General features: G+C 70.4%; 16 protein-coding genes. 10 read left to right on the top strand and 6 right to left on the bottom strand.

Translation table 11 applies throughout. The features are described from left to right. Positions 1-79: 79 nt before the first annotated feature. The 4 genes from ACEY2A_RS01055 to ACEY2A_RS01040 form a co-directional block, all read right to left on the bottom strand. Positions 80-1,366, bottom strand: coding sequence for a citrate synthase (locus ACEY2A_RS01055; protein WP_374929037.1), 1,287 nt, complete (start codon positions 1,364-1,366; stop codon positions 80-82). 87 nt (positions 1,367-1,453) lie between these two features. Then, complete coding sequence (gene fdxA / locus ACEY2A_RS01050; protein ID WP_374929036.1) at positions 1,454-1,777, bottom strand: ferredoxin; 324 nt, start codon at positions 1,775-1,777, stop codon at positions 1,454-1,456. Positions 1,778-1,880: 103 nt separating this feature from the next. After that, on the bottom strand, positions 1,881-3,953 hold the full coding sequence (locus ACEY2A_RS01045; protein WP_374929035.1) for a VanW family protein: 2,073 nt from the start codon (positions 3,951-3,953) through the stop codon (positions 1,881-1,883). After that, a complete protein-coding gene (locus tag ACEY2A_RS01040) occupies positions 3,950-5,425 on the bottom strand; it encodes a flavin reductase (protein ID WP_374929034.1) in 1,476 nt (491 codons plus the stop codon). The genes ACEY2A_RS01045 and ACEY2A_RS01040 overlap by 4 nt, the downstream gene beginning before the upstream one ends. A gap of 94 nt (positions 5,426-5,519) precedes the next feature. On the opposite strand from ACEY2A_RS01040, the gene ppk2 reads away from it, so the two are divergent. Both ppk2 and ACEY2A_RS01030 read left to right on the top strand, forming a co-directional pair. After that, complete coding sequence (gene ppk2, locus ACEY2A_RS01035; RefSeq protein ID WP_374929033.1) at positions 5,520-6,410, top strand: polyphosphate kinase 2; 891 nt, start codon at positions 5,520-5,522, stop codon at positions 6,408-6,410. 125 nt (positions 6,411-6,535) lie between these two features. Next, complete coding sequence (locus tag ACEY2A_RS01030; RefSeq protein WP_374929032.1) at positions 6,536-7,822, top strand: HAAAP family serine/threonine permease; 1,287 nt, start codon at positions 6,536-6,538, stop codon at positions 7,820-7,822. 71 nt (positions 7,823-7,893) lie between these two features. Here ACEY2A_RS01030 and typA read toward each other — a convergent pair whose 3' ends face one another. Continuing rightward, entirely contained in the window at positions 7,894-9,783 is a 1,890-nt protein-coding gene (gene typA, locus ACEY2A_RS01025) for a translational GTPase TypA (protein WP_374929031.1), read from the bottom strand. A gap of 183 nt (positions 9,784-9,966) precedes the next feature. On the opposite strand from typA, the gene ACEY2A_RS01020 reads away from it, so the two are divergent. The 7 genes from ACEY2A_RS01020 (at position 9,967) to ACEY2A_RS00990 (ending at position 17,669) form a co-directional block, all read left to right on the top strand. After that, positions 9,967-11,670 (top strand): ABC transporter substrate-binding protein, encoded by a 1,704-nt coding sequence (locus ACEY2A_RS01020; RefSeq protein ID WP_374929030.1) that lies wholly within the window; start codon positions 9,967-9,969, stop codon positions 11,668-11,670. Between the two features lie 175 nt (positions 11,671-11,845). Then, positions 11,846-12,856 (top strand): ABC transporter permease, encoded by a 1,011-nt coding sequence (locus ACEY2A_RS01015; RefSeq protein WP_374929029.1) that lies wholly within the window; start codon positions 11,846-11,848, stop codon positions 12,854-12,856. Between the two features lie 5 nt (positions 12,857-12,861). After that, on the top strand, positions 12,862-13,803 hold the full coding sequence (locus tag ACEY2A_RS01010) for an ABC transporter permease (RefSeq protein ID WP_374929028.1): 942 nt from the start codon (positions 12,862-12,864) through the stop codon (positions 13,801-13,803). 5 nt (positions 13,804-13,808) lie between these two features. After that, on the top strand, positions 13,809-14,885 hold the full coding sequence (locus tag ACEY2A_RS01005; RefSeq protein WP_374929027.1) for an ABC transporter ATP-binding protein: 1,077 nt from the start codon (positions 13,809-13,811) through the stop codon (positions 14,883-14,885). Further along, a complete protein-coding gene (locus ACEY2A_RS01000) occupies positions 14,882-16,108 on the top strand; it encodes an ABC transporter ATP-binding protein (RefSeq protein WP_374929026.1) in 1,227 nt (408 codons plus the stop codon). Before ACEY2A_RS01005 ends, ACEY2A_RS01000 begins: the two co-directional genes overlap by 4 nt. Positions 16,109-16,170: 62 nt before the next feature. Then, positions 16,171-16,869 carry a VIT1/CCC1 transporter family protein gene (locus ACEY2A_RS00995; RefSeq protein WP_374929025.1) on the top strand — a complete coding sequence of 233 codons (699 nt, stop codon included), beginning with the start codon at positions 16,171-16,173 and terminating at the stop codon, positions 16,867-16,869. 50 nt (positions 16,870-16,919) lie between these two features. Next, positions 16,920-17,669 (top strand): type 1 glutamine amidotransferase, encoded by a 750-nt coding sequence (locus tag ACEY2A_RS00990; protein WP_374929024.1) that lies wholly within the window; start codon positions 16,920-16,922, stop codon positions 17,667-17,669. Positions 17,670-17,776: 107 nt separating this feature from the next. Here ACEY2A_RS00990 and ACEY2A_RS00985 read toward each other — a convergent pair whose 3' ends face one another. Beyond that, positions 17,777-18,694, bottom strand: coding sequence for a universal stress protein (locus ACEY2A_RS00985; RefSeq protein ID WP_374929023.1), 918 nt, complete (start codon positions 18,692-18,694; stop codon positions 17,777-17,779). Positions 18,695-18,866: 172 nt separating this feature from the next. Between ACEY2A_RS00985 and ACEY2A_RS00980 the strand changes: the two genes are divergently transcribed. Further along, on the top strand, positions 18,867-20,201 hold the full coding sequence (locus tag ACEY2A_RS00980; protein WP_374929022.1) for an aspartate kinase: 1,335 nt from the start codon (positions 18,867-18,869) through the stop codon (positions 20,199-20,201). The last annotated feature ends 14 nt before the right edge of the window (positions 20,202-20,215 follow it).

Raw genomic sequence — 20,215 nt, 5'->3', positions numbered from 1 at the left:
AGTTCTTCACCCGGCCACGGTAACCGCCGCCGGGGCATGACGAAGGGGCGGGCACTCGGCCCGCCCCTTCGTCATGCGATCACGCGGTGGGGTAGTCCCGCTGCGCCGACCCGGTGTAGATCTGCCGCGGGCGGCCGATCTTGGTGGTCTCGTCGTTGATCATCTCCCGGTACTGGGCGATCCAGCCGGGCAGACGGCCGATCGCGAACAGCACGGTGAACATGTCGGTGGGGAAGCCCATGGCCTGGTAGATCAGGCCGGTGTAGAAGTCCACGTTCGGGTACAGCTTGCGCTGCACGAAGTACTCGTCCTCGAGCGCCACCTTCTCCAGCTGCATGGCGATCTCGAGCTGCTCGTCCCCGGCCCCCAGGTGCTCCAGCACCTCGTCGGCGGTCTTCTTGACGATGGCGGCGCGCGGGTCGTAGTTCTTGTAGACCCGGTGGCCGAAGCCCATCAGCTTGACGCCGTCCTCCTTGTTCTTCACCTTGCGGACGAACTCGTCCACGCCACCCTCGGTGTTCTGGATCTCCTCGAGCATCTCCAGAACGGCCTGGTTGGCACCACCGTGCAGCGGGCCCCAGAGGGCCTGCACGCCGGCGGAGACGGAGCCGTAGAGGTTGGTGTTGGCCGAGCCCACCAGGCGGACCGTGGAGGTGGAGCAGTTCTGCTCGTGGTCGGCGTGCAGCACGAAGAGCATGTCCAGCGCGCGGACCATGCGCTCGTCGAGCTCGTAGTTGCCCTCGGCGTCCGCGAAGGTCATGCGCAGGAAGTTCTCCACCACGGTCAGGCTGGTGTCGGCCTGCATCGGCGGGAGGCCCTGGCGGTTGCGGTAGGCGTTGGCGGCCAGCACCGGCACCTGCCCCATCAGGCGGCGGGAGGCGTTGTCCAGCTGCTCGGGGTCGAAGGGGTCGAGGTTCTCGGTGTCGTAGGTGCACAGGGCGGAGATCGCCGAGGAGAGCACCGGCATCGGGTGGGCGTCGGTGGGGAAGGACTTGAAGAAGTCCTTCATGCCCTCGGGCATCTCGGCGCGGGCGCGGACGTCCTTGCGGAAGGACTCGAGCTCCTGCTCGGAGGGGAGCTCACCGTCCATCAGCAGCTTGGCGACCTCCATGAAGGTGGACTTCTCGGCCAGCTGCTCGATGGGGTAGCCGCGGTACCGCAGGATCCCCTCGTCGCCGTCGATGAACGTGATCGCCGAGGAGCACGAGGCCGTGTTCACGAAACCCACGTCGAGGGTCACGTTGCCGGTCTCCTTGCGGAGGGCGGAGATGTCGTAGCCGTTGTCACCCTCGACGGACGCGATGAAGGGGAACTCCAGCGTGACGTCCTCGTGGGTGAAGGTAGCGGGTGCCTTGTCGGCGGTCATGCTCATCCTCTCGGGGAGCCCGCGCACGGCGGGCACTCAGCGGGGCGGGGACACCGCGCGGGCGGTGTCCGGTCAACAGGGTCCAGGTCAGGCGTCACCCTGCGGTGGCAGGGCGGAGATCAGCGGGTGGTCCTTGGGGATCATCCCCATCTTGGCGGCGCCACCGGGCGAGCCCAGGTCGTTGAAGAAGTCGACGTTCGCCGTGTAGTAGTCGGCCCACTCCTCGGGGACGTCGTCCTCGTAGTAGATGGCCTCGACGGGGCAGACGGGCTCGCAGGCACCACAGTCGACGCACTCGTCGGGGTGGATGTACAGCGAGCGCTCACCCTCGTAGATGCAGTCGACCGGGCACTCGTCGATGCAGGCCTTGTCCTTGACGTCCACGCACGGCAAAGCGATGACGTAGGTCACGCGAATCCTCCTGGCTGCTGGGCACGGCGGATGTCAGGGTCTCCCACCGGCTCCTCATTCTATGGTCTGTGGACCGGTGCGGGCACGATGGGGGTCGTCCGCCTCAGTCCCCCGAGGCCGAACCGCTGGGCTGCGGCGCGGACGACGCGCTGGGCTGCGGTGTCGAGGACCCGCTGGGTTCGGGCTCCGCCGAGCTGCTCGGCGTCCCCTCGGGGCGGCCGTCCTCCTCCTGCGCCTCCGCATCGGCCTGCTCGTCCTCGCGCAGCTCGCGCTCGGCCTCCGCGCGGGCGTCGTCCTTCACGTCCTGCTCGCGCTGCGAGAAGGGACGGTACTCGTCGGACGGAGGGTCCTGCGAGCCCGAGTACTCCGGGGACTCGGGGTTGGTGCAGAACACCTCGTCGCTGGGGTCGTAGTGGGTCTCGATGGCCTCGGTACGTTCCTCGCCGTCGTGGTCCCCGTACGGGGTGAGGATCCGCTCCACGGTCACGTCGAAGCCGTCGACCCCGCCCTGGTCCACGCACTCGGGGTCGTTGCTGTGGTACTTGCGGAAGGGCACCACGTTCTGGCGCGGCCGGGTGGTGGCGTCCACGTCGTACTGCTTCTCGCCGTAGAGGCTCATGGTGAGCTCCCGGCCGTCCAACTGGGCGCTGATGATCATGGGCGAGTCGGTGTCGTTGGTCCACGTGTTGTCGATGGCGGGGTACCACAGGGTGGCCTCGCGCCCCTCGGGATAGCGGGCGATGTAGTAGCTGTGCGGCTTGTGCTCGTCCAGCTGGACCCCAGCGATGAAGGCCATGTTGTACACGGCCGTGGAGACCTGCGACAGCCCGCCGCCCACGGCGTTGGACAGTGTGCCGTTGCTGATGACGTGGGCCTCCTCGTACCCGGCCTCCTTGGTGGGCTCCCCCATCACCTCGAGCAGGCTGAACTGCTCCCCGGCGGGCACCACCGTGCCGTGGATCTCGCGGGTGAGGGTGCGGATGTTGTGGGTTCGGCCCTCGTTCTCCTCCCCGCCCGGGAGCATGGTGGTGAAGGTGGACAGGTGACGGGCGGTCCACCCGTCCCCGAGCTCGTACGGCCGAGTGACGCTCACCGTCACCTGCGCCTCGCGCTCCTGGGCGCGCACCGCATCGCGCACGCCCTGCTCGATGTCCCCGGTGGAGACCGACCGCCCGACCTGTGCCGGCTCGATGCGGACCGAGCCGTCCTCCAGCCGCAGGTCCGCCTCACGGGCCTCCCGGTCGGAGAAGGGGTGGTCGTCGGGCAATCCGTCGCGCCACCGGGTGGCGTCCACCTCGATGGTCGGCTCGCCGGCGCTGCCGCCGATGGAGAGCATCTCCGCGACCTGCGCCGGCGGGATCGTCACCCGGTGGGTGGTGGTCAGTTCGTCCTCGGCCGAGGCGCTCGCGGACGAGCCGTCGGACGGCTCGGGGGACTCCGGGTCGCCCGACTCCCCGGACGGACCGGCTCGGGGGCCCTCGACGGGCACGGCCAGGAGGGTGATCGGGGCGGACAGGGCGGGCTCGAGCACCTCATCGGCGAAGCGCTGCAGCACGTCGGCGGTGACCTCCGGCTCCACCTGCTCGACGGTGCCCTCGACCCGCCTTTCGTGCGGCCAGGCATCCTGCACCGCCTCACCCGTCTCGCGGACGTCCAGAGCGGTGCCGGCGCTGCCCTCGGTCACCTCTGCCTCGGTGCCCTGCAGCTCGATGGTGGCCCGCGTGGACGGGACGTCGATCTCACCCGCGAGCCCCCGCAGGCGGTGGTGGAGGCGATCCTCGTCCACGGTCACCGCCCAGTCGCGGTCCACCTCGTCGGTGGCCCGCGCCCACAGGTCCCGCGGGTCCCAGGTGCGCCCCGTCGTTCCCCGCAGGCTCCGGTCCGCGTCGTAGTCCAGGCCGAGCTCTGCGGGGGTGAAACGGTGCTCGTTGCCGTCGGCCACCACGGTGACCGGCTGGGCCAGGAGGCGCTCGGACTCCTGCTCCAGGGCGTGCCGCGCCTCGTCGGGGGCCATGCTGCTCACGTCGACCCCACCCACCGTCAGGTGTGCCGGGGTGGTCCGCCCGACCACGAACACCAGGGCCAGGTAGATCACCGCCACCAGACCCACCAGCAGGAAGAGGGTCGCGACGAGGCCCTGCCACCCACTCCCGGAGCGGGCCGGGGGCGTCGTCATGCGAGGCCCCGCATCCGCCCCCGGTGGAAGAGCAGCGGGTCCGCGCCCGCTGCCGCGTCCCCCTCGGAGACTCCCTCGACCAGCCCGACGAACAGCGTGTGGTCACCCAGCACCGCCCGGTGCACCACACGGCACTCGGCCCGCGCCGAGGCCTCCTGGAGCAAGGGCAGACCGGTCATCGGCCCAGAATAGGTGGGCACCTGGTCCAACTGGCCGGCAAGGGGGCGGCCCGGCGTGGCCAACCACTCCCCGTGGCCGCGGGCCGAGGCCGGCAGCACGTTCACGGTGAACACGCCGCTGGCCTCCAGCGCCTCACAGAACCGCGCGGCGTTGTCGATGCAGACCGCCAGCAGCACGGGGTGGAGCGAGACGGACATCACCGCGTTCGCCGTCATCGCGTGCTCCCCGGCCCCCAGGCGCGTGGTGAGCACCGTCACCCCGGTGGCGAACTGCCCCATCGCCGAGCGGAAGTCCTCGCGCGAGGCCATGGGCCCGGCCAGTGGGGCGCGCAGGTCGGAGTCGCCGGTGACGATGCGGCCCGATGCGGGGTCCAGCCACGAGTAGCCCTCGGCGGGTGCCGCACGGTGGGCCACCAGATTGGTCATGGCCCACCAGCCGTCGTGCTCCACCACCTGGGTGGCGTGGGCACGACGGGCCCGGGAGACGGCCTCCAGACTGGTGGGGGTGCCGTGGACCTCGTGGGTCACGTCGCTGTTGGGGCGCACCTGGGAGGCGAAGGCGTCGACCTCCACGGCGTCGGGGCGGCTCTCCGCATCGGGCCCGTCCGGGTGCGGCACCAGCACCCCCGCGGTCGGGCGCCCCCGGAAGGAGCCGGAGGGCTCCACCGCCTCCACCCGCTCGGCCACCCACCGTCGGCCCTCCTGCTCCCAGGAGCGGGGCGTGACGGCTGCGAACAGCTCCGGGCGCTCGGCGGCCGGCAGGGTGCGCACCGCGGCGACCGTGGCCCGGTGGACCGCCACGTGGTCGGGATGCCCGTAGCCACCGGTCTCGTCGTAGGTCAGCACGATGCGGGCGCCCACTCGGCGGATCTCCTCCTGGACCAGCGCTGCGAGCGCGGCGCGGTCCGCGTTCACCAGGGCCTGCGGGTGCTCGGCCTCGGGGCTGCCGGCCATGCCCGAGTCCCGGTAGGGCACCGCGGCGGGGTCCGGCACCCCGGGGTGCTCCCCCAGCACGCGGTGCTCCACCCCCAGGGCGGCACAGGCCGCGGCCAGCTCCCCACGGCGGTGCGGGGCGAGGCCCTCGGTGCCCTCCAGGTGCTGCAGCTCCGGGGGCAGCACCTCGCCGTGGTCGCCCAGCGTGCAGGTCAGCACGTGCACCGGGTGCCCGCGCTCGGCCAGGGTGGCCAGGGCGACCCCCGTGGCCAGCGTCTCGTCGTCAGGGTGCGCATGGACGGCCAGCACGGGCACACGGGTGGGCGCGGCAGGCGCGGCAGCGGGAGCGTCGGAGGGCATGACCCCCACGGTAGGCAACGCGGCGGTCGCCCGCGGTGATCGGGGCCATCGGGTCGTTCACCCCCCGGACACCCGGGGGCGTTATGTTGCGGACATGCAGATGGAACTGCGCGAGTACATCGACCGCCTCTCCCGCGAGGGGTACACGGTGCGCGACGACCAGGGCTCGGACCCGGACCTCATCGATCCCGGTGGCCGCGCGGTCGAGACCTGGCGGGAGAACTACCCGTACGACGAGCGCATGACGCGCGACGACTACGACGTGGAGAAGTACCTGCTGCAGGTCGAGCTCATCAAGCTGCAGAACCACACCCTCAACACCGGCCAGCGGCACATCCTGGTCTTCGAGGGGCGCGACGCCGCCGGCAAGGGCGGCACCATCAAGCGCTTCATGGAGCACCTCAACCCCCGCTTCGCCCGCGTGGTGGCGCTCAACAAGCCCAGCGAACGCGAGCTGGGCCAGTGGTACTTCCAGCGTTACGTGAACCACTTCCCCACCGCCGGCGAGATGGTCTTCTTCGACCGCTCCTGGTACAACCGCGCCGGGGTGGAGCGGGTCATGGACTTCACCACCCGTGAGGACTACGAACAGTTCATGGAGCAGGCCCCGCAGCTGGAGCGCATGATCACCGACGCGGGCACCACGCTCACCAAGTTCTGGTTCTCCGTGACCGCCCACGAGCAGCGCACCCGCTTCGCCATCCGGCAGATCGACCCCGTGCGGCGCTGGAAGCTCTCCCCCATGGACCTGGCCTCCCTGGACAAGTGGGACGCATACACCGCGGCCAAGGAGGAGATGTTCGCCCGCACGGACGTCGACTGGGCGCCGTGGATCACGGTGAAGTCCAACGACAAGAAGCGTGGCCGCATCAACGCCATGCGGTACTTCCTGAGCCGGTTCGACTACGAGGGCAAGGACCACGACATCGTGGGCACGCCCGACCCGCAGATCGTGAAGCGCGCGAAGGACACCATCGGCGACTGACGCGCGGCGTGCCCCGCCCGGCCGCGGGGCCGTGCGGGGGCGTCCCTCGATGGGGGGGTGGCCAGCCCGTGCCGCCGTGCTGCCCCTACAGTGTTCAGGCTCACCCACCGACCTGGAGGATCCTCTTGCAACGCACCGACGCTCCCACCGTGGCCCGCGGGTCGACCCTGCTGCGCCCGGACGAGTCGGGGCGCCCCGCCGGCAGCGACAACGCCTGGACCCTCACCCTCTTCGGGACGGCTGTCGGCGCCGGCATCCTGTTCCTGCCGCTGAACGCCGGCGCCGGGGGCTTCTGGCCGCTGGTGCTGGGCACGCTGCTGGTCTTCCCCATGACCTTCCTGGCGCACCGGGCCCTGGCGCGCTTCGTGGTCTCGGGCAACGACCCCGAGACCGACATCACCGAGCTCTCCCGCGAGCAGTTCGGCGAGGGCAGGGGGCTGCTCGTCACCGCCCTGTACGCCCTGTGCTTCCTGCCGATCCTGCCCATCTACGGCGTCGCGGTGACCAATTCGGTGAGCAGCCTGCTGGAGAACCAGCTGGGCTGGACGGGCATCCCCCGGTGGCTGCTGTCGCTGGTGCTGGTGGGCGTGCTCATGTCCGTGGTCGTCGCCAGCCAGAAGGTGATGCTGTGGGTGGCCCAGGTGGTCGTCTACCCGCTGATCGCGATGCTGGCCCTCGCCACCGTGATGCTGATCCCCGACTGGTCCTTCGAGGGCGCCGGTGAGTGGCCCGGCCTGGGCTCGATGCTCATGAGCGTCTGGCTGATGATCCCGGTGCTGGTGTTCGCGTTCAACCACGCCGCCGCCGTCTCGTCGTTCTCGATGGCCATGGAGAAGGCCCACGGCGAGGAGGCAGAACGCCGCGCCTCCGCCGTGCTCTTCCGCTCTGCCGCCCTGCTCGTGCTCTTCACGATGGGCTTCGTCTGGTCCTGTGTCCTGGCGCTGGGCCCCGAGGGCGTCGTGGCGGCCAGGGAGGCCAACCTGCCGGTGCTCTCCCACCTGGCCAACGAGCAGGGCGGCTGGTTCTTCACGGTGCTCGGCCCGCTGGTGACCATCGCGGCCATCGCCTCGTCCTTCTTCGGGCACTACCTGGGTGCCTCCGAGGGGCTGATCGGCCTCACGCGTGCCGTCGCCGACCGCGAGCAGCGGGTGAGCGACCGCACCATGAAGATCGCCGCCGCAGTCGTCATCTTCGCCCTCACCTGGGGCGCGGCCATCCTGAACCCGGGCATCCTGGCCACCATCGAGTCGCTGTCCGGGCCGGTCATGGCCATGCTGATCTTCCTGCTGCCCATGTACGCCGTGGCCAAGGTGCCGGCCCTGGCCAGGTACCGCGGCTCCTGGCAGAACTGGTTCCTCGTGACCATCGGTGTGCTGGCCGTCGGAGGGGTGTTGTTCGGCTTCGTGCGCTGAGCGGTCACACGCACCGGAACGGGCGCCCTCCCCCGCGCAGGGGGTGGGCGCCCGTTCCGATGAGGGGTGCGTCAGGCGTTCTTGGCGCGCCGCGCGTCGCGACCGCGCGTCACCGCATCGAGGACGACCTTGCGGATGCGGATGGCCTCCGGGGTCACCTCCACGCACTCGTCCTCGCGACAGAACTCCAGCGACTGCTCCAGGCTCATGGCACGCGGCGGGGCCAGGCGCTCCAGCACCTCGGCGCCCGCGGAGCGCACGTTGGTGAGCTTCTTCTCCTTGGTGATGTTCACGTCCATGTCGTCGGCGCGCGAGTTCTCGCCCACGATCATGCCCTCGTACACCTCGGTGGTGGGGCTGATGAACAGGGTGCCGCGCTCCTGGATGTTGAACATCGCGTAGGAGGTGGCCGTGCCGGCGCGGTCCGCCACCAGGGAGCCGGAGATGCGGGTGCGGATCTCACCGAACCACGGCTCGTAGCCGTCGAAGACGTGGTGGGCGATGCCGGTGCCGCGGGTCTCGGTGAGGAACTCGGTGCGGAAGCCGATGAGGCCACGGCTCGGCACGCGGAACTCCATGCGCACCCACCCGGTGCCGTGGTTCGACATCTCCTCCATGCGTCCCTTGCGGTTGGCCAGCACCTGGGTGATGGCGCCGAGGAACTCCTCGGGGGCGTCGATGGTCAGGGCCTCGACCGGCTCGTGCAGCTTGCCGTCGATCTCCTTGGTGACCACCTGCGGCTTGCCCACGGTCAGCTCGTAGCCCTCACGCCGCATCTGCTCCACCAGGATGGCCAGCGCCAGCTCACCGCGGCCCTGCACCTCCCAGGCATCGGGGCGGTCGGTGGGCAGGATGCGCAGCGAGACGTTGCCGATGAGCTCGGAGTCGAGGCGGTCCTTCACCAGGCGGGCGGTGACCTTGGAACCCTTCACCCGGCCGGCCAGCGGCGAGGTGTTGGTGCCGATGGTCATGGAGATCGCGGGCTCGTCCACGTGGATGAGCGGCAGGGCCACCGGGTTCTCCGGGTCGGCGAGGGTCTCGCCGATCATCACCTCGGAGATGCCCGCGACGGCCACGATGTCACCGGGGCCGGCCTGCTCGGCGGGCTGGCGCTCCAGACCCTCGGTGACCAGCAGCTCCGAGAGGCGCACGTTCGACACGGTGCCGTCGCGCTTCATCCAGGCCACCGTCTGGCCCTTGCGCAGCGTGCCGTTCTTGATGCGCACCAGGGCCAGTCGGCCGAGGAAGTTCGAGGAGTCCAGGTTGGTCACGTGGGCCTGCAGCGGCGCCTCGTCGTCGTACACCGGTGCGGGCACGGTCTGCATGATGGTGCGGAAGAGCGGCTCCAGGTCCGGGTTCTCGGGCAGCTGGCCGTCGCCCGGGTCCTCCAGGGAGGCACGGCCGGCCTTGCCGGAGGCGTAGATGATCGGGAAGTCGATCTGCTCCTCCACGGCGCCCAGGTCCATGAACAGCTCGTAGACCTCGTCGATGACGGCGGCACAGCGCGCGTCCGGACGGTCCACCTTGTTGATCACCAGGATGACGGGCATCTTGGCGTCCAGGGCCTTGCGCAGCACGAAGCGCGTCTGGGGCAGCGGACCCTCGGAGGCGTCCACGAGCAGCACGACGCCGTCCACCATGGACAGGCCGCGCTCCACCTCGCCACCGAAGTCGGCGTGGCCGGGGGTGTCGATGATGTTGATCACCACGCCGTCGTCACCGACGCCCTCCACCTCCTGGGCGGCCGGGCCGCGGTAGTGCACGGCGGTGTTCTTGGCGAGGATCGTGATGCCCTTCTCCCGCTCGAGGTCACCGGAGTCCATCGCCCGTTCGTCCACGTGGGAGTGTTCGCCGAACACCCCGGACTGGTGGAGCATCGCGTCCACGAGGGTGGTCTTGCCATGGTCGACGTGGGCCACGATGGCCACATTGCGCCGGTCGGCGCGGGAGGTTTGCGTCATGGGCCGCAGTATCCCGCAGGACACGGGCAGGTCACGAATTGGTGTCAATCATCCCCGGACGGGCCGTCGTTGCTGACACCGCCGCTCGGGCCGGCCTAGCGTTTGGCGCACATCGGCCGCTCGACGGCCACCAGGTCGCGAACCGGGTTCCCACCCGGTCGCGAGACACGCTGAGGAGAGCCAATGAGCACCAACCGCAAGGCGGCCATCGCGGCCAGCATCTGCGCCGCAGCGCTGACCCTGACGGCCTGCGCCGAGTCCGAGCGCGAAGAGGGTGGCGGCGGAGGCGGCGAGGGCAGCCAGTCCGGCAACGGCGGTGAGGGCGCCTCCGGCGGCACCCTGACCTTCGGTGCCGCGGGTGAGCCCAAGCTGTTCGACCCCTTCTACGCCACCGACGGCGAGACCTTCCGCGTCACCCGCCAGATCTTCGAGGGTCTGATCGAGATCAAGCCGGGCACCGCGGAGGTCGCCCCGGGTCTGGCCACGGAGTGGGAGTCCAACGACGACGGCACCGAGTGGACCTTCACCCTCAAGGAGGGCGTGAAGTTCCACGACGGCACCCCCTTCAACGCCGAGGCCGTGTGCAAGAACTTCGAGCGCATGTACAACCAGACCGGCGCGGGCGCCAGCCCCTCGGTCTCCGCGTACTGGCAGGACACCATGGGCGGCTTCGCCGACGGTGAGGTCGAGTCGCTCTACGAGGACTGTGAGGCCCCGGAGGACAACAAGGCCGTCGTCACAATCGCCAACTCCACCTCCAAGTTCCCCACCATGCTCACCCTCTCGGCACTGGCCATGCAGTCGCCGACGGCCATGGACAAGTACAAGGCCAACGAGGTCAAGGCCCAGGGTGAGGGCTTCACGTACCCCGAGTACGCCACCAAGCACCCGACCGGTACCGGCCCGTTCACCTTCGAGGGGTACGACACGGCCAACAAGACCATCAGCCTCAAGCGCAACGAGGACTACCACGGCGACAAGGCCAAGCTCGACGAGCTGGTCTTCAAGGTCATCCCGGACGAGTCCACCCGCAAGCAGGAGCTGAAGGCCGGCTCCATCGACGGGTACGACCTGCCCAACCCCATCGACTGGAAGTCGCTGGAGGACGAGGGCAACCAGGTGATGATCCGCGACCCGTTCAACATCATGTACCTGGGTCTGAACCCCTCGCAGAACGAGAAGCTCAAGGACCCGAACGTCCGCAAGGCGATCGCCATGGCGATCAACCGCGAGGAGCTCGTCAAGACCCAGCTGCCCGAGGGCGCTGAGGTGGCCAGCCAGTTCATGCCGAACACGGTGAAGGGCTACAACGAGGACCTCGAGGCCATCCCGCACGACGTGGAGGAGGCCAAGAAGCTGCTGAAGGAGGCCGGGGCCGAGAACCTCGAGCTCGAGTTCTGGTGGCCGGCCGAGGTCTCGCGTCCGTACATGCCGGACCCCCAGAAGATCTTCGAGGCCCTGCGCACCGATCTGGAGGAGGCCGGCATCAAGGTGAAGGCCAACTCCAAGCCGTGGAACGGTGGCTACCTGGACGGCGTGGACACCGGCAAGGCCCAGGCCTTCCTGCTCGGCTGGACCGGTGACTACGACTCCCCGGACAACTTCATCGGCACCTTCTTCGGCGCCACCAACAACCGCTTCGCCACGGGTGAGTACGAGTGGGGCGACAAGCTGGCCAAGGACCTGAAGGCCGCCGACGCCATCGTGGACGACGGTGAGCGCGAAGAGAAGTACAAGGAGCTCAACGCCCAGCTGGTGGAGGAGTACCTGCCGGCCGTGCCGCTGACCCACTCCCCGCCCGCCATCGTGGTGAGCGAGAAGGTCGAGGGCCTGGTGGCCTCCCCGCTGACGGCGGAGGACTTCAGCACCGTCACCGTCAAGGAGTGACCGACCGCGGCGGGTCCACACCCTCCCCTCGTGGACCCGCCGCCCGGCACCGGCGCCCGGGGTGTCCGAGCGACACCCCGGGCGCCACCGTTCCGGGTGGTCCCACCGCCCGCACCCCGCCGCTTCCCCTTCCGGACCACCCTCCTCCCCGGACCACCCCGACAGGAGTGCGCCCTTGATCCGTTTCATTGCGCGCCGTCTGCTCCAGATGGTGCTCGTCCTGCTCGTGTTGAGCATGCTGCTGTTCTTCTGGCTCCGCTCCCTGCCCGGCGGTGCCGTCGGCGCCCTGCTCGGCGACCGCGCCACCCCGGAGACGCGCGCGGCACTCGAGGCCCAGCTCGGCCTCGACCAGCCCCTGCCGATGCAGTACCTCGCCTTCGTGAAGCGCTGCCTCTCCGGCGACTTCGGCGTCTCCACCGCCCTGCTGCCCGGCACCCCGGTGACCGACATCCTCATCGAACGCGCCCCGGCGACGATCGAACTGTCCGTCCTGGCCATCCTGCTGGCCATCATCGCCGGCATCCCGCTGGGCTATCTGGCCGCCCGCCGTCACGGGGGCATCTTCGACAACCTGTCGGTGATCAGCTCCCTGGTGGGTGTGGCCGTGCCCGTCTTCTTTCTCGCCTACATGCTGCGCTGGCTGTTCGCCGTCGAACTCGGCTGGCTGCCGGTCTCCGGCCGGCAGGACGCGAGTCTGGACGCCACCCACATCACGAACTTCTTCATCCTCGACGGCCTGATGACCCGGGAGTGGGACGCCGCGTGGGATGCCTTCAAGCACCTGATCCTGCCGGCGCTGGCCCTCTCGTCCATCCCGTTCGCGGTGATCTTCCGCATCACTCGCGCCTCGGTGCTGGACGTGCTCGACGAGGACTACGTGCGCACCGCCCAGTCCAAGGGTCTGGCGAGCCGCGTGATCCGCGGTCGCCACGTGCTGCGCAACGCCATGATCCCCGTGGTGACGGTGATCGGTCTCCAGGTGGGTGGCCTGCTCGCCGGCGCGATCCTCACCGAGAGGGTCTTCTCCATCGCCGGCCTCGGCAACGCGCTGGCCACCTCCTTCGAGCAGCGCGACTACCCGATGCTGCAGCTGTTGATCATGGTCGCGGCCGGCGTCTACGTGGTCATCAACCTGATCGTCGACATCCTCTACGCGGTCATCGACCCGCGCGTCCGGACGAGGTGAGTGCCATGACCCAACCGAATCCCAGTGTGCTGATCGACCAGGCGGTCGACGAGGCCGGAACCGTCGACGAGGGCAAGGGCGAGTCGTTGTGGATGGGCGCCTGGCGGCGCCTGCGCACGAACGTCGCCTTCCTCGTCGGCCTGACGATCGTGGTGGCCTTCGTGATCCTGGCGGTCATCTCCCCGTGGATCGCCCCGCACGACCCGACCGCAGGGGTACTCCTCGATCAGGTCACACCGCAGAACACGGTGCCCGAACCCCAACCTGGCCACCCACTGGGTGGCGACGCACGCAGTGGCCGTGATCTGTTGAGCCGTCTCCTCGTCGGCAGTCAACAGACCCTCATGGTCGGCGTGCTCGCGACCCTCGGTGGCTTCCTCGGCGGGCTCGTGCTCGGCACCCTCGCCGGTGCCTTCGGTGGCTGGGTCGACGCGGTGGTCATGCGCATCGTCGACGTGATGCTCTCCATCCCCTCGCTGCTGATGGCCTTCTCCATCGCCGCCCTGTTCTCCGAGCCCACCCTGCAGACGGTCATCGCTGCGATCGCCATCGTGCAGGTGCCCATCTTCGCCCGCCTGCTGCGCGGCTCGATGCTGGCCCAGCGCGAGAGCGACCACATCCTGGCCGCGCGGTCCGCGGGCGTGAAGTTCGGCCCCATCGTGTTCCGACACATGCTGCCCAACGCCATGGGCCCGGTGATCGTCCAGTCGACCCTCGTGGTGGCCACGGCCATCATCGACGCGGCCGCGCTGAGCTTCCTGGGCGTCGGCAGCGCCGACACCCGCAAGCCCGAGTGGGGGCAGATGCTGGGTGAGGCCCAGAAGTACATCGACTCCTACCCGCACCTGGCCATCTACCCGGCCCTCTGCATCATCGTCGTGGCCCTCGGGTTCACACTGATGGGTGAGGCGCTCCGGGAGGCCCTCGACCCGAAGAGCCGGAGGTGACGCGCATGAGCACCGCAGCGTCTGCCGCGTCCAGCACCACCCAGCCCACCACCCAGCCCGCCCTGTCCGCCAACGCCGAGCGCGTACGCTCCGGGGAGCCCCTGCTCTCGGTGCGCGACCTCTCCATCGAGTTCCGACGTCGGGGAGCAGAGCCCTTCCAGGCCGTGGACGGCATCTCCTTCGACGTGCACCCCGGCCAGACCGTGGGCCTGGTGGGCGAGTCCGGCTGTGGCAAGTCGGTCACCTCGCTGGCCATCATGGGCCTGCTCGCCAAGCGCGGCTCGAACGTGACCGGGGAGGTGCTCTTCGAGGGCACCGACCTGCTCCGGCTGAAGGACGAGGACATGCGCAACCGGCGTGGCCGCGACCTCGGAATGATCTTCCAGGACCCGCTGAGCTCACTGAACCCGGTGGTCCCGCTGGGACTGCAGGTGAGCGAGGTGCTGGAGCGCCACAAGGGCATGAAGCGCAAGGAGGCCATGGACCGGGCGCGCGAGATGCTCGACAAGGTGGGCATCCCCGACCCGCAGCGTCGCCTGAAGGAGTACCCGCACCAGCTCTCCGGCGGCATGCGCCAGCGCGCGCTGATCGCCATGGCGCTGGCCTGCGAGCCGCGCCTGCTGATCGCCGACGAGCCCACCACGGCGCTCGACGTGACCATCCAGGCGCAGATCCTCCAGCTGCTGAAGGATCTCGTGCGCGAGTCCAACACCGCCCTGATCATGATCACGCACGACCTCGGCGTGGTTGCCGGACTGTGCGATGAGGTGAACGTGCTGTACGGCGGCCGCATCGTGGAGCGCGGTGAGCGTCACCCGCTCTTCGCGCACCCGCGCCACCCGTACACCACGGGTCTGCTGGGCTCCATCCCCAGCCTGGAGGGTGACCGCGGCGCCGAGCTCACCCCCATCCCCGGCTCCGTGGTGGACAACCTGCCATGGGCCAACGCCTGCGCGTTCGCTCCCCGCTGCTCGCAGCCGATCGAGCGCTGCACCCGGGTGAGTCCCGAGCTGGTGGCCGATGATGCGGTCGCCGACGACCGGCAGCTGCGTTGCCACAACCCCGTCCAGGAGGCGCGATGAGCACCAGTATCGACGACTACCCGGGCCGCGTGGCGGCCGGTGAGGACGCGCAGCCCGCCGACGGCCACCCGGGTGACGTCCCCGCATCGGGCCGCCGCCGGGGTGAGACCGGGCGAGGCGACGTGCTGGTGGAGGTGCAGGACCTGAAGGTCCACTTCCCCATCAAACGCGGCATCATCTTCGACCGCACCGTGGGCCACGTGAAGGCCGTGGACGGCATGAGCATGACCATCCGCCGCGGTGAGACCTACGGCCTGGTGGGCGAGTCCGGCTGTGGCAAGTCGACCTTCGGGCGGGCCCTGCTGCAGCTGGAGCCCATCACCGAGGGCTCGGTGCACTTCGACGGCAAGGACCTCACCGAGTTCAAGGGCGAGGACCTGCGCAAGCAGCGCCGCCACATGCAGATGGTGTTCCAGGACCCGCTGGGCTCCCTGGACCCGCGGCAGACCGTGGAGTCGCTGCTCTTCGAGGGCATGTCCGCGCACAACCTGGCCAAGGACAAGAAGGCCGCCCGCCGCCGCCTGCAGGAGCTCCTGCGGGAGGTGGGCCTGCCGGCCACCGCCCTGGGCAAGTACCCGCACGAGTTCTCCGGTGGGCAGCGCCAGCGCATCGGCATCGCCCGCGCGCTGGCCCTGGACCCCGAGCTGATCGTGGCCGACGAGCCGGTCTCGGCGCTGGACGTGTCCGTGCAGGCCCAGGTGATCAACCTGCTGCGCAAGGTGCAGAAGGACTACGACCTCACCTACCTGGTGATCGCACACGACCTGGCCGTGGTGCGCCACATCTCCGACACGGTCGGGGTGATGTACCTGGGCGGACTCGTGGAGGAGGCCGACGCCGAGGAGCTCTACACCGCTCCCCTGCACCCGTACACCCGGGCGCTGATGTCGGCCGTGCCGGTCCCGGACCCGGTGGTCGAGGACTCCCGCCAGCAGATCCTGCTGCAGGGAGACCTGCCCTCGCCGGCGAACCCGCCCAGCGGATGCCGCTTCCGCACCCGCTGCCCGTTCGTGCAGGAGGAGCGCTGCCCCTCCGAGCGCCCCGAGCTGCGGCAGGTGGAGCTGCCGGGCGTCACCGGGACGCACCGGGTGGCCTGCCACTACGTCGAGGAGATCTTCCACGGGCAGATCCAGCCGCACGCCGTGGAGGTGGAGGCCGGGCCGGACGCCCACTCCGCCGAGCACACCGCCATCGAGGGGGACGACCGGCCCACGCTGGTCTGAGCCCACTCCCCCCGGGGACGCGCGCAGCGTCCCCGGGGGACCGCATGTCAGGAGGAGCAGTCGTGGCCACGGCCCGGGTCCACCCCAACGGCGACGTCCACCACACCGGTGACCGCCTCAACTGGTTGCGCGCCGCCGTGCTGGGCGCGAACGACGGCATCGTGTCCACCGCCGGCCTCGTGGTGGGTGTGGCCGGGGCGACCGCGGACTCCCGGGTGCTGCTCATCACCGGACTGGCCGGTCTCGTGGCCGGCTCGCTGAGCATGGCGGCCGGCGAGTACGTCTCGGTCTCCAGCCAGCGCGACGCCGAGCGTCAGCTGATCCGTGACGAACGGCGTCACCTGCAGGAGATGCCGGACTGGGAGCGCAAGGAGCTCGTGGAGATGCTGCAGGAGCGCGGCATCCCTGCCCACCTCGCGCACGAGGTGGCCGAGCAGCTCGACGACGAGGCCACCCTCCAGGTGCACAGTGAGCTGGAGTTCGGCGTCACCCCCGGCGAGGAGGTGAACCCGTGGAGCGCGGCGATCGCCTCGATGATCGCGTTCGCACTCGGTGCCGTGCTGCCGCTGCTGGCCATGGTGCTCTCCCCCGCGTCCTCACGGGTGCTCGTCACCGTGGTCGCGGTGCTGGTGGCGCTGGCCGTGACCGGGTACTCCAGCGCCCGACTCTCGGATGCGCCACCGGGAGTGGCCGTCCTGCGCAACTGCCTCGGAGGCGCCGTGGCGATGGCGTTGACCTACGCCGTCGGGTCCGCCCTCTGAGCAGCAGAGCACCCCTCATTCCAGCCCGCCCCAGCCCCGGAGGAACAACCATGACGATCCCCACCCCCCGCATCCTGGTGATCCAACACGAGGAGAACTGTCCCAGTGGCCTGCTCGGGGAGGTCTGGGACGAGCGCGGGGTGGAGGTCGACCTCATCCGCGCCTGGGAGGAGTGGCCGCAGGACGTCGACGAGCGCCTGGCCGCCTGCGACGGCCTGCTCGTGCTGGGTGGCGAGATGGGTGCCCACGACGACGAGCAGCACGCCTGGCTCACCCCCACCAAGGAGCTCATCCGCCGCGCCGAGGAGGCGGCCGTGCCGCAGCTGGGCACCTGCCTGGGGCACCAGCTCATGGCGGTGGCCCACGGCGGCCGCGTGGCGGTGAACCCCAACGGGCACGCCACGGGCCTGGCCCCGGTGGCTCTGACGCCCGCAGGCGGTTCCGACCCGGTGCTGGCACCGCGGGCCGGCGACCCGCTGGTGATGTGGAACAACGACGTGGTGGTGGACCTGCCGGACAACGCGACCGTGCTGGCCCACAACCCGGACGGCACCCTGCAGGCTGCGCGCTTCGGCCGTCACGGGCTCGGCATCCAAGGCCACCCGGAGGCCGGTCCGCGGATCTTCAACGCCTGGACCATCGACAAGCCCAGCGCGGAGCAGGCCCGCGAGGACGGCATCGACGTCCGGGAGGCCGCGAGCCGCGTGGCCGCCGCCGAGGGACGGCTGCGGGCCGCGTGGGAGCCGTTGGCGCACTGGTTCGCCGACCAGGCCCAGGCGCACGCCGCCGCGCGCGGCTGACGGCTGGCGCCCCCGCATCGAGGGGGCTCACCGCATCGATGGGGTGAGCCCTCCCCTCATCGATGGGGTGGGGCCGCCGGCGCACGGTGGCGCCGGCGGGCTCGACCTCAGTGGGTCAGGATGGCGACCGGGCAGTGGGCGTCGGCCAGCACGCCCTGGCTCACCGAGCCCAGCAGGGCACCGGCGACGCCGCCGCGGCCGCGGGAGCCCACGACCACCAGGTCGGCCTCCTTGGAGCCCTCCACCAGCGCGGTGACCGGGCGCCCGTGGACGGCCTGCACCTCGACCTCCACGTCGGCCAGCTCGGGGGCGTCGCCCCTCACCCCGGCGACGACCTCCTCGACGGAGGACTCCAGGTCGGCCACGATGCCGCGCCACTCCTGCGAGTCCGGCTCGGTGACCACGTAACCGTTCACGACCGCCATGTGCCAGGTGGTGATCGCGCGCACGCGCAGCCCCCACTTGTGGGCGGCGTCCATCGCGAAGCGCAGCGCCTTGGAGCTGTCACGGCTGCCGTCCACGCCCACGAGCAGCAGACCGCGGGTCTCGGTGCTCACCTCGGGGCCGACGACGACCACGGGGCAGGTGGCGTGCATGGCCACCGTGAGGCTGGTGGAGCCCAGCAGGAAGCGCGTGAGGCCGTGCTTGCGGGCGGTGCCCACCACGATCAGCTGTGCCTTGTCCTGGGCCTCCAGCAGCGCCTGGCTGCCGGTGTTCCACGGGGCGCTGAAGGTCAGCTCCGGGGCCTCCTCCAGGCCGCCGAGGATGTCCAGCACGTGCTCGTGCACCTCGCGGCCGGCGTCCACCTCGTCGCCCTGCTGGGTGAGCAGGGGGGCGTCCATGCCGAACCCGACCGGCGCGTAGGCGGTGGCCATGGTCTCCTGCGCGTGGACGGCGTGGAGGCCTACACCGCGCCGCAGGGCGGAACGGGCGGCCCAGCCCACGACCTCACGGTCGCGTTCGGTGCCATCCACCCCCACCACCACGACGTTGTCGAGAATGGAACGTGCTCGGCTGTCGCCCATGACTCCTCCTTGGTGAGATCTCCCCCCAGCCTATTGCCCGGCTCCCTGCGGCACAGCACCGGCTCGACGCCCCCGATCAAGTACTCCGTGACGCGAGAATGTGACATGTGCATGACCCTTCGTTATGGTCGGTGACCGTTCAGAGCCCACCCCCCGACCTCTCGGAGAGTGCATGCCCCTGGTCGTCCAGAAATATGGCGGGTCCTCCGTCGCCGATGCCGATTCGATCCGCCGTGTGGCGCGCCGCGTGGCCGCCACCCGCGCTGCGGGACACGAGGTGGTGGTCGTGGTCTCCGCCATGGGGGACACGACCGACGACCTGTTGGACCTCAGCCGCGAGATCACCTCGACCCCTTCGCAGCGGGAGCTCGACCAGCTGCTGACCGCGGGGGAGCAGATCTCCATCGCACTGCTCGCCCTGGCCCTGCACGAGATCGACGCGCCGGCCACCAGCTTCACCGGCCGCCAGGCCGGGCTGCGCACCACCGACTCCTTCGGCGCGGCCCGCATCACCGAGATCGACCCCTCCCGCCTGCGCACCGCCCTCGATGAGGGGTGCATCGCCATCGTCGCCGGCTTCCAGGGCTGGACCGAGGACGAGCACACCACCACCCTCGGCCGCGGCGGTTCGGACACCACCGCGGTCGCGCTGGCCGCCGCGCTGGACGCCGACGTCTGCGAGATCTACTCGGACGTGGACGGCATGTTCACCGCCGACCCGCGCGTGGTGCCCTCCGCCCAGCGGATTCCCTTCCTCACCTACGCGGACGCCACCGAGCTGGCCGCCCACGGCGCCAAGATCCTGCACCTGCGGGCCGTCGAGTTCGCCCAGCGCCACGGCGTGCGGCTGCACGTGCGCTCCAGCTTCACCGAGCAGCCCGGCACGTGGGTGGCCACCTCCCGCGACGAGCTGCCCGCCGGCTGGTCCAACGACCACGCCGACGAGACCGACCACCCGACCGACCCCCACGACAGCGAGGACCACCCCATGGAAGAGCCGCTCATCCAGGGCGTCGCCCACACCCGCGACCAGGCGATGCTGACCGTCGTCAACATCCCCGACAAGCCCGGGCGTGCCGCATCGATCTTCGCGGCCCTCTCCCAGGCCGTCTCCGTCATCGACGTGCTGGGCCAGACCCACACGGCCCGCGACAACGGGCTGGTGGACTTCTCCTTCGCCCTGCCTGCCGATGACGCAGAGCGCGCCCGGGCGGCCCTGCTGGAGCTGCAGGACGAGCTGGAGTTCACCGACGTCTCCGTGGACGAGGGGGTCGGCAAGATCTCCGTCAGCGGCCACGGCGTACGGTCCAACGCGGAGGTCCCCGCACAGCTCATGCGCGCGCTGGCAGACGCCGGCATCACCGTGAACATGTTCACCACCTCCGAGGCCCGGATCTCGGTGGTCGTCGCAGACCACCAGGTGGAGGACGCTGCCCGCGCCATCCACTCGGCCTTCGGCCTGGACGGCGCCACCGAGGCGGTCGTCCACGCCGGCACCGGCCGATGAGCCCGGCCGCCCCC

Origin of the sequence: Kytococcus sedentarius (assembly GCF_041937525.1) — a bacterium.
GTDB classification, from domain to species: Bacteria; Actinomycetota; Actinomycetes; order Actinomycetales; family Dermatophilaceae; genus Kytococcus; species Kytococcus sedentarius_A.
Note: the sequence above shows the minus strand (reverse complement) of the source record. Positions and strands in the feature narration are given on the sequence as shown.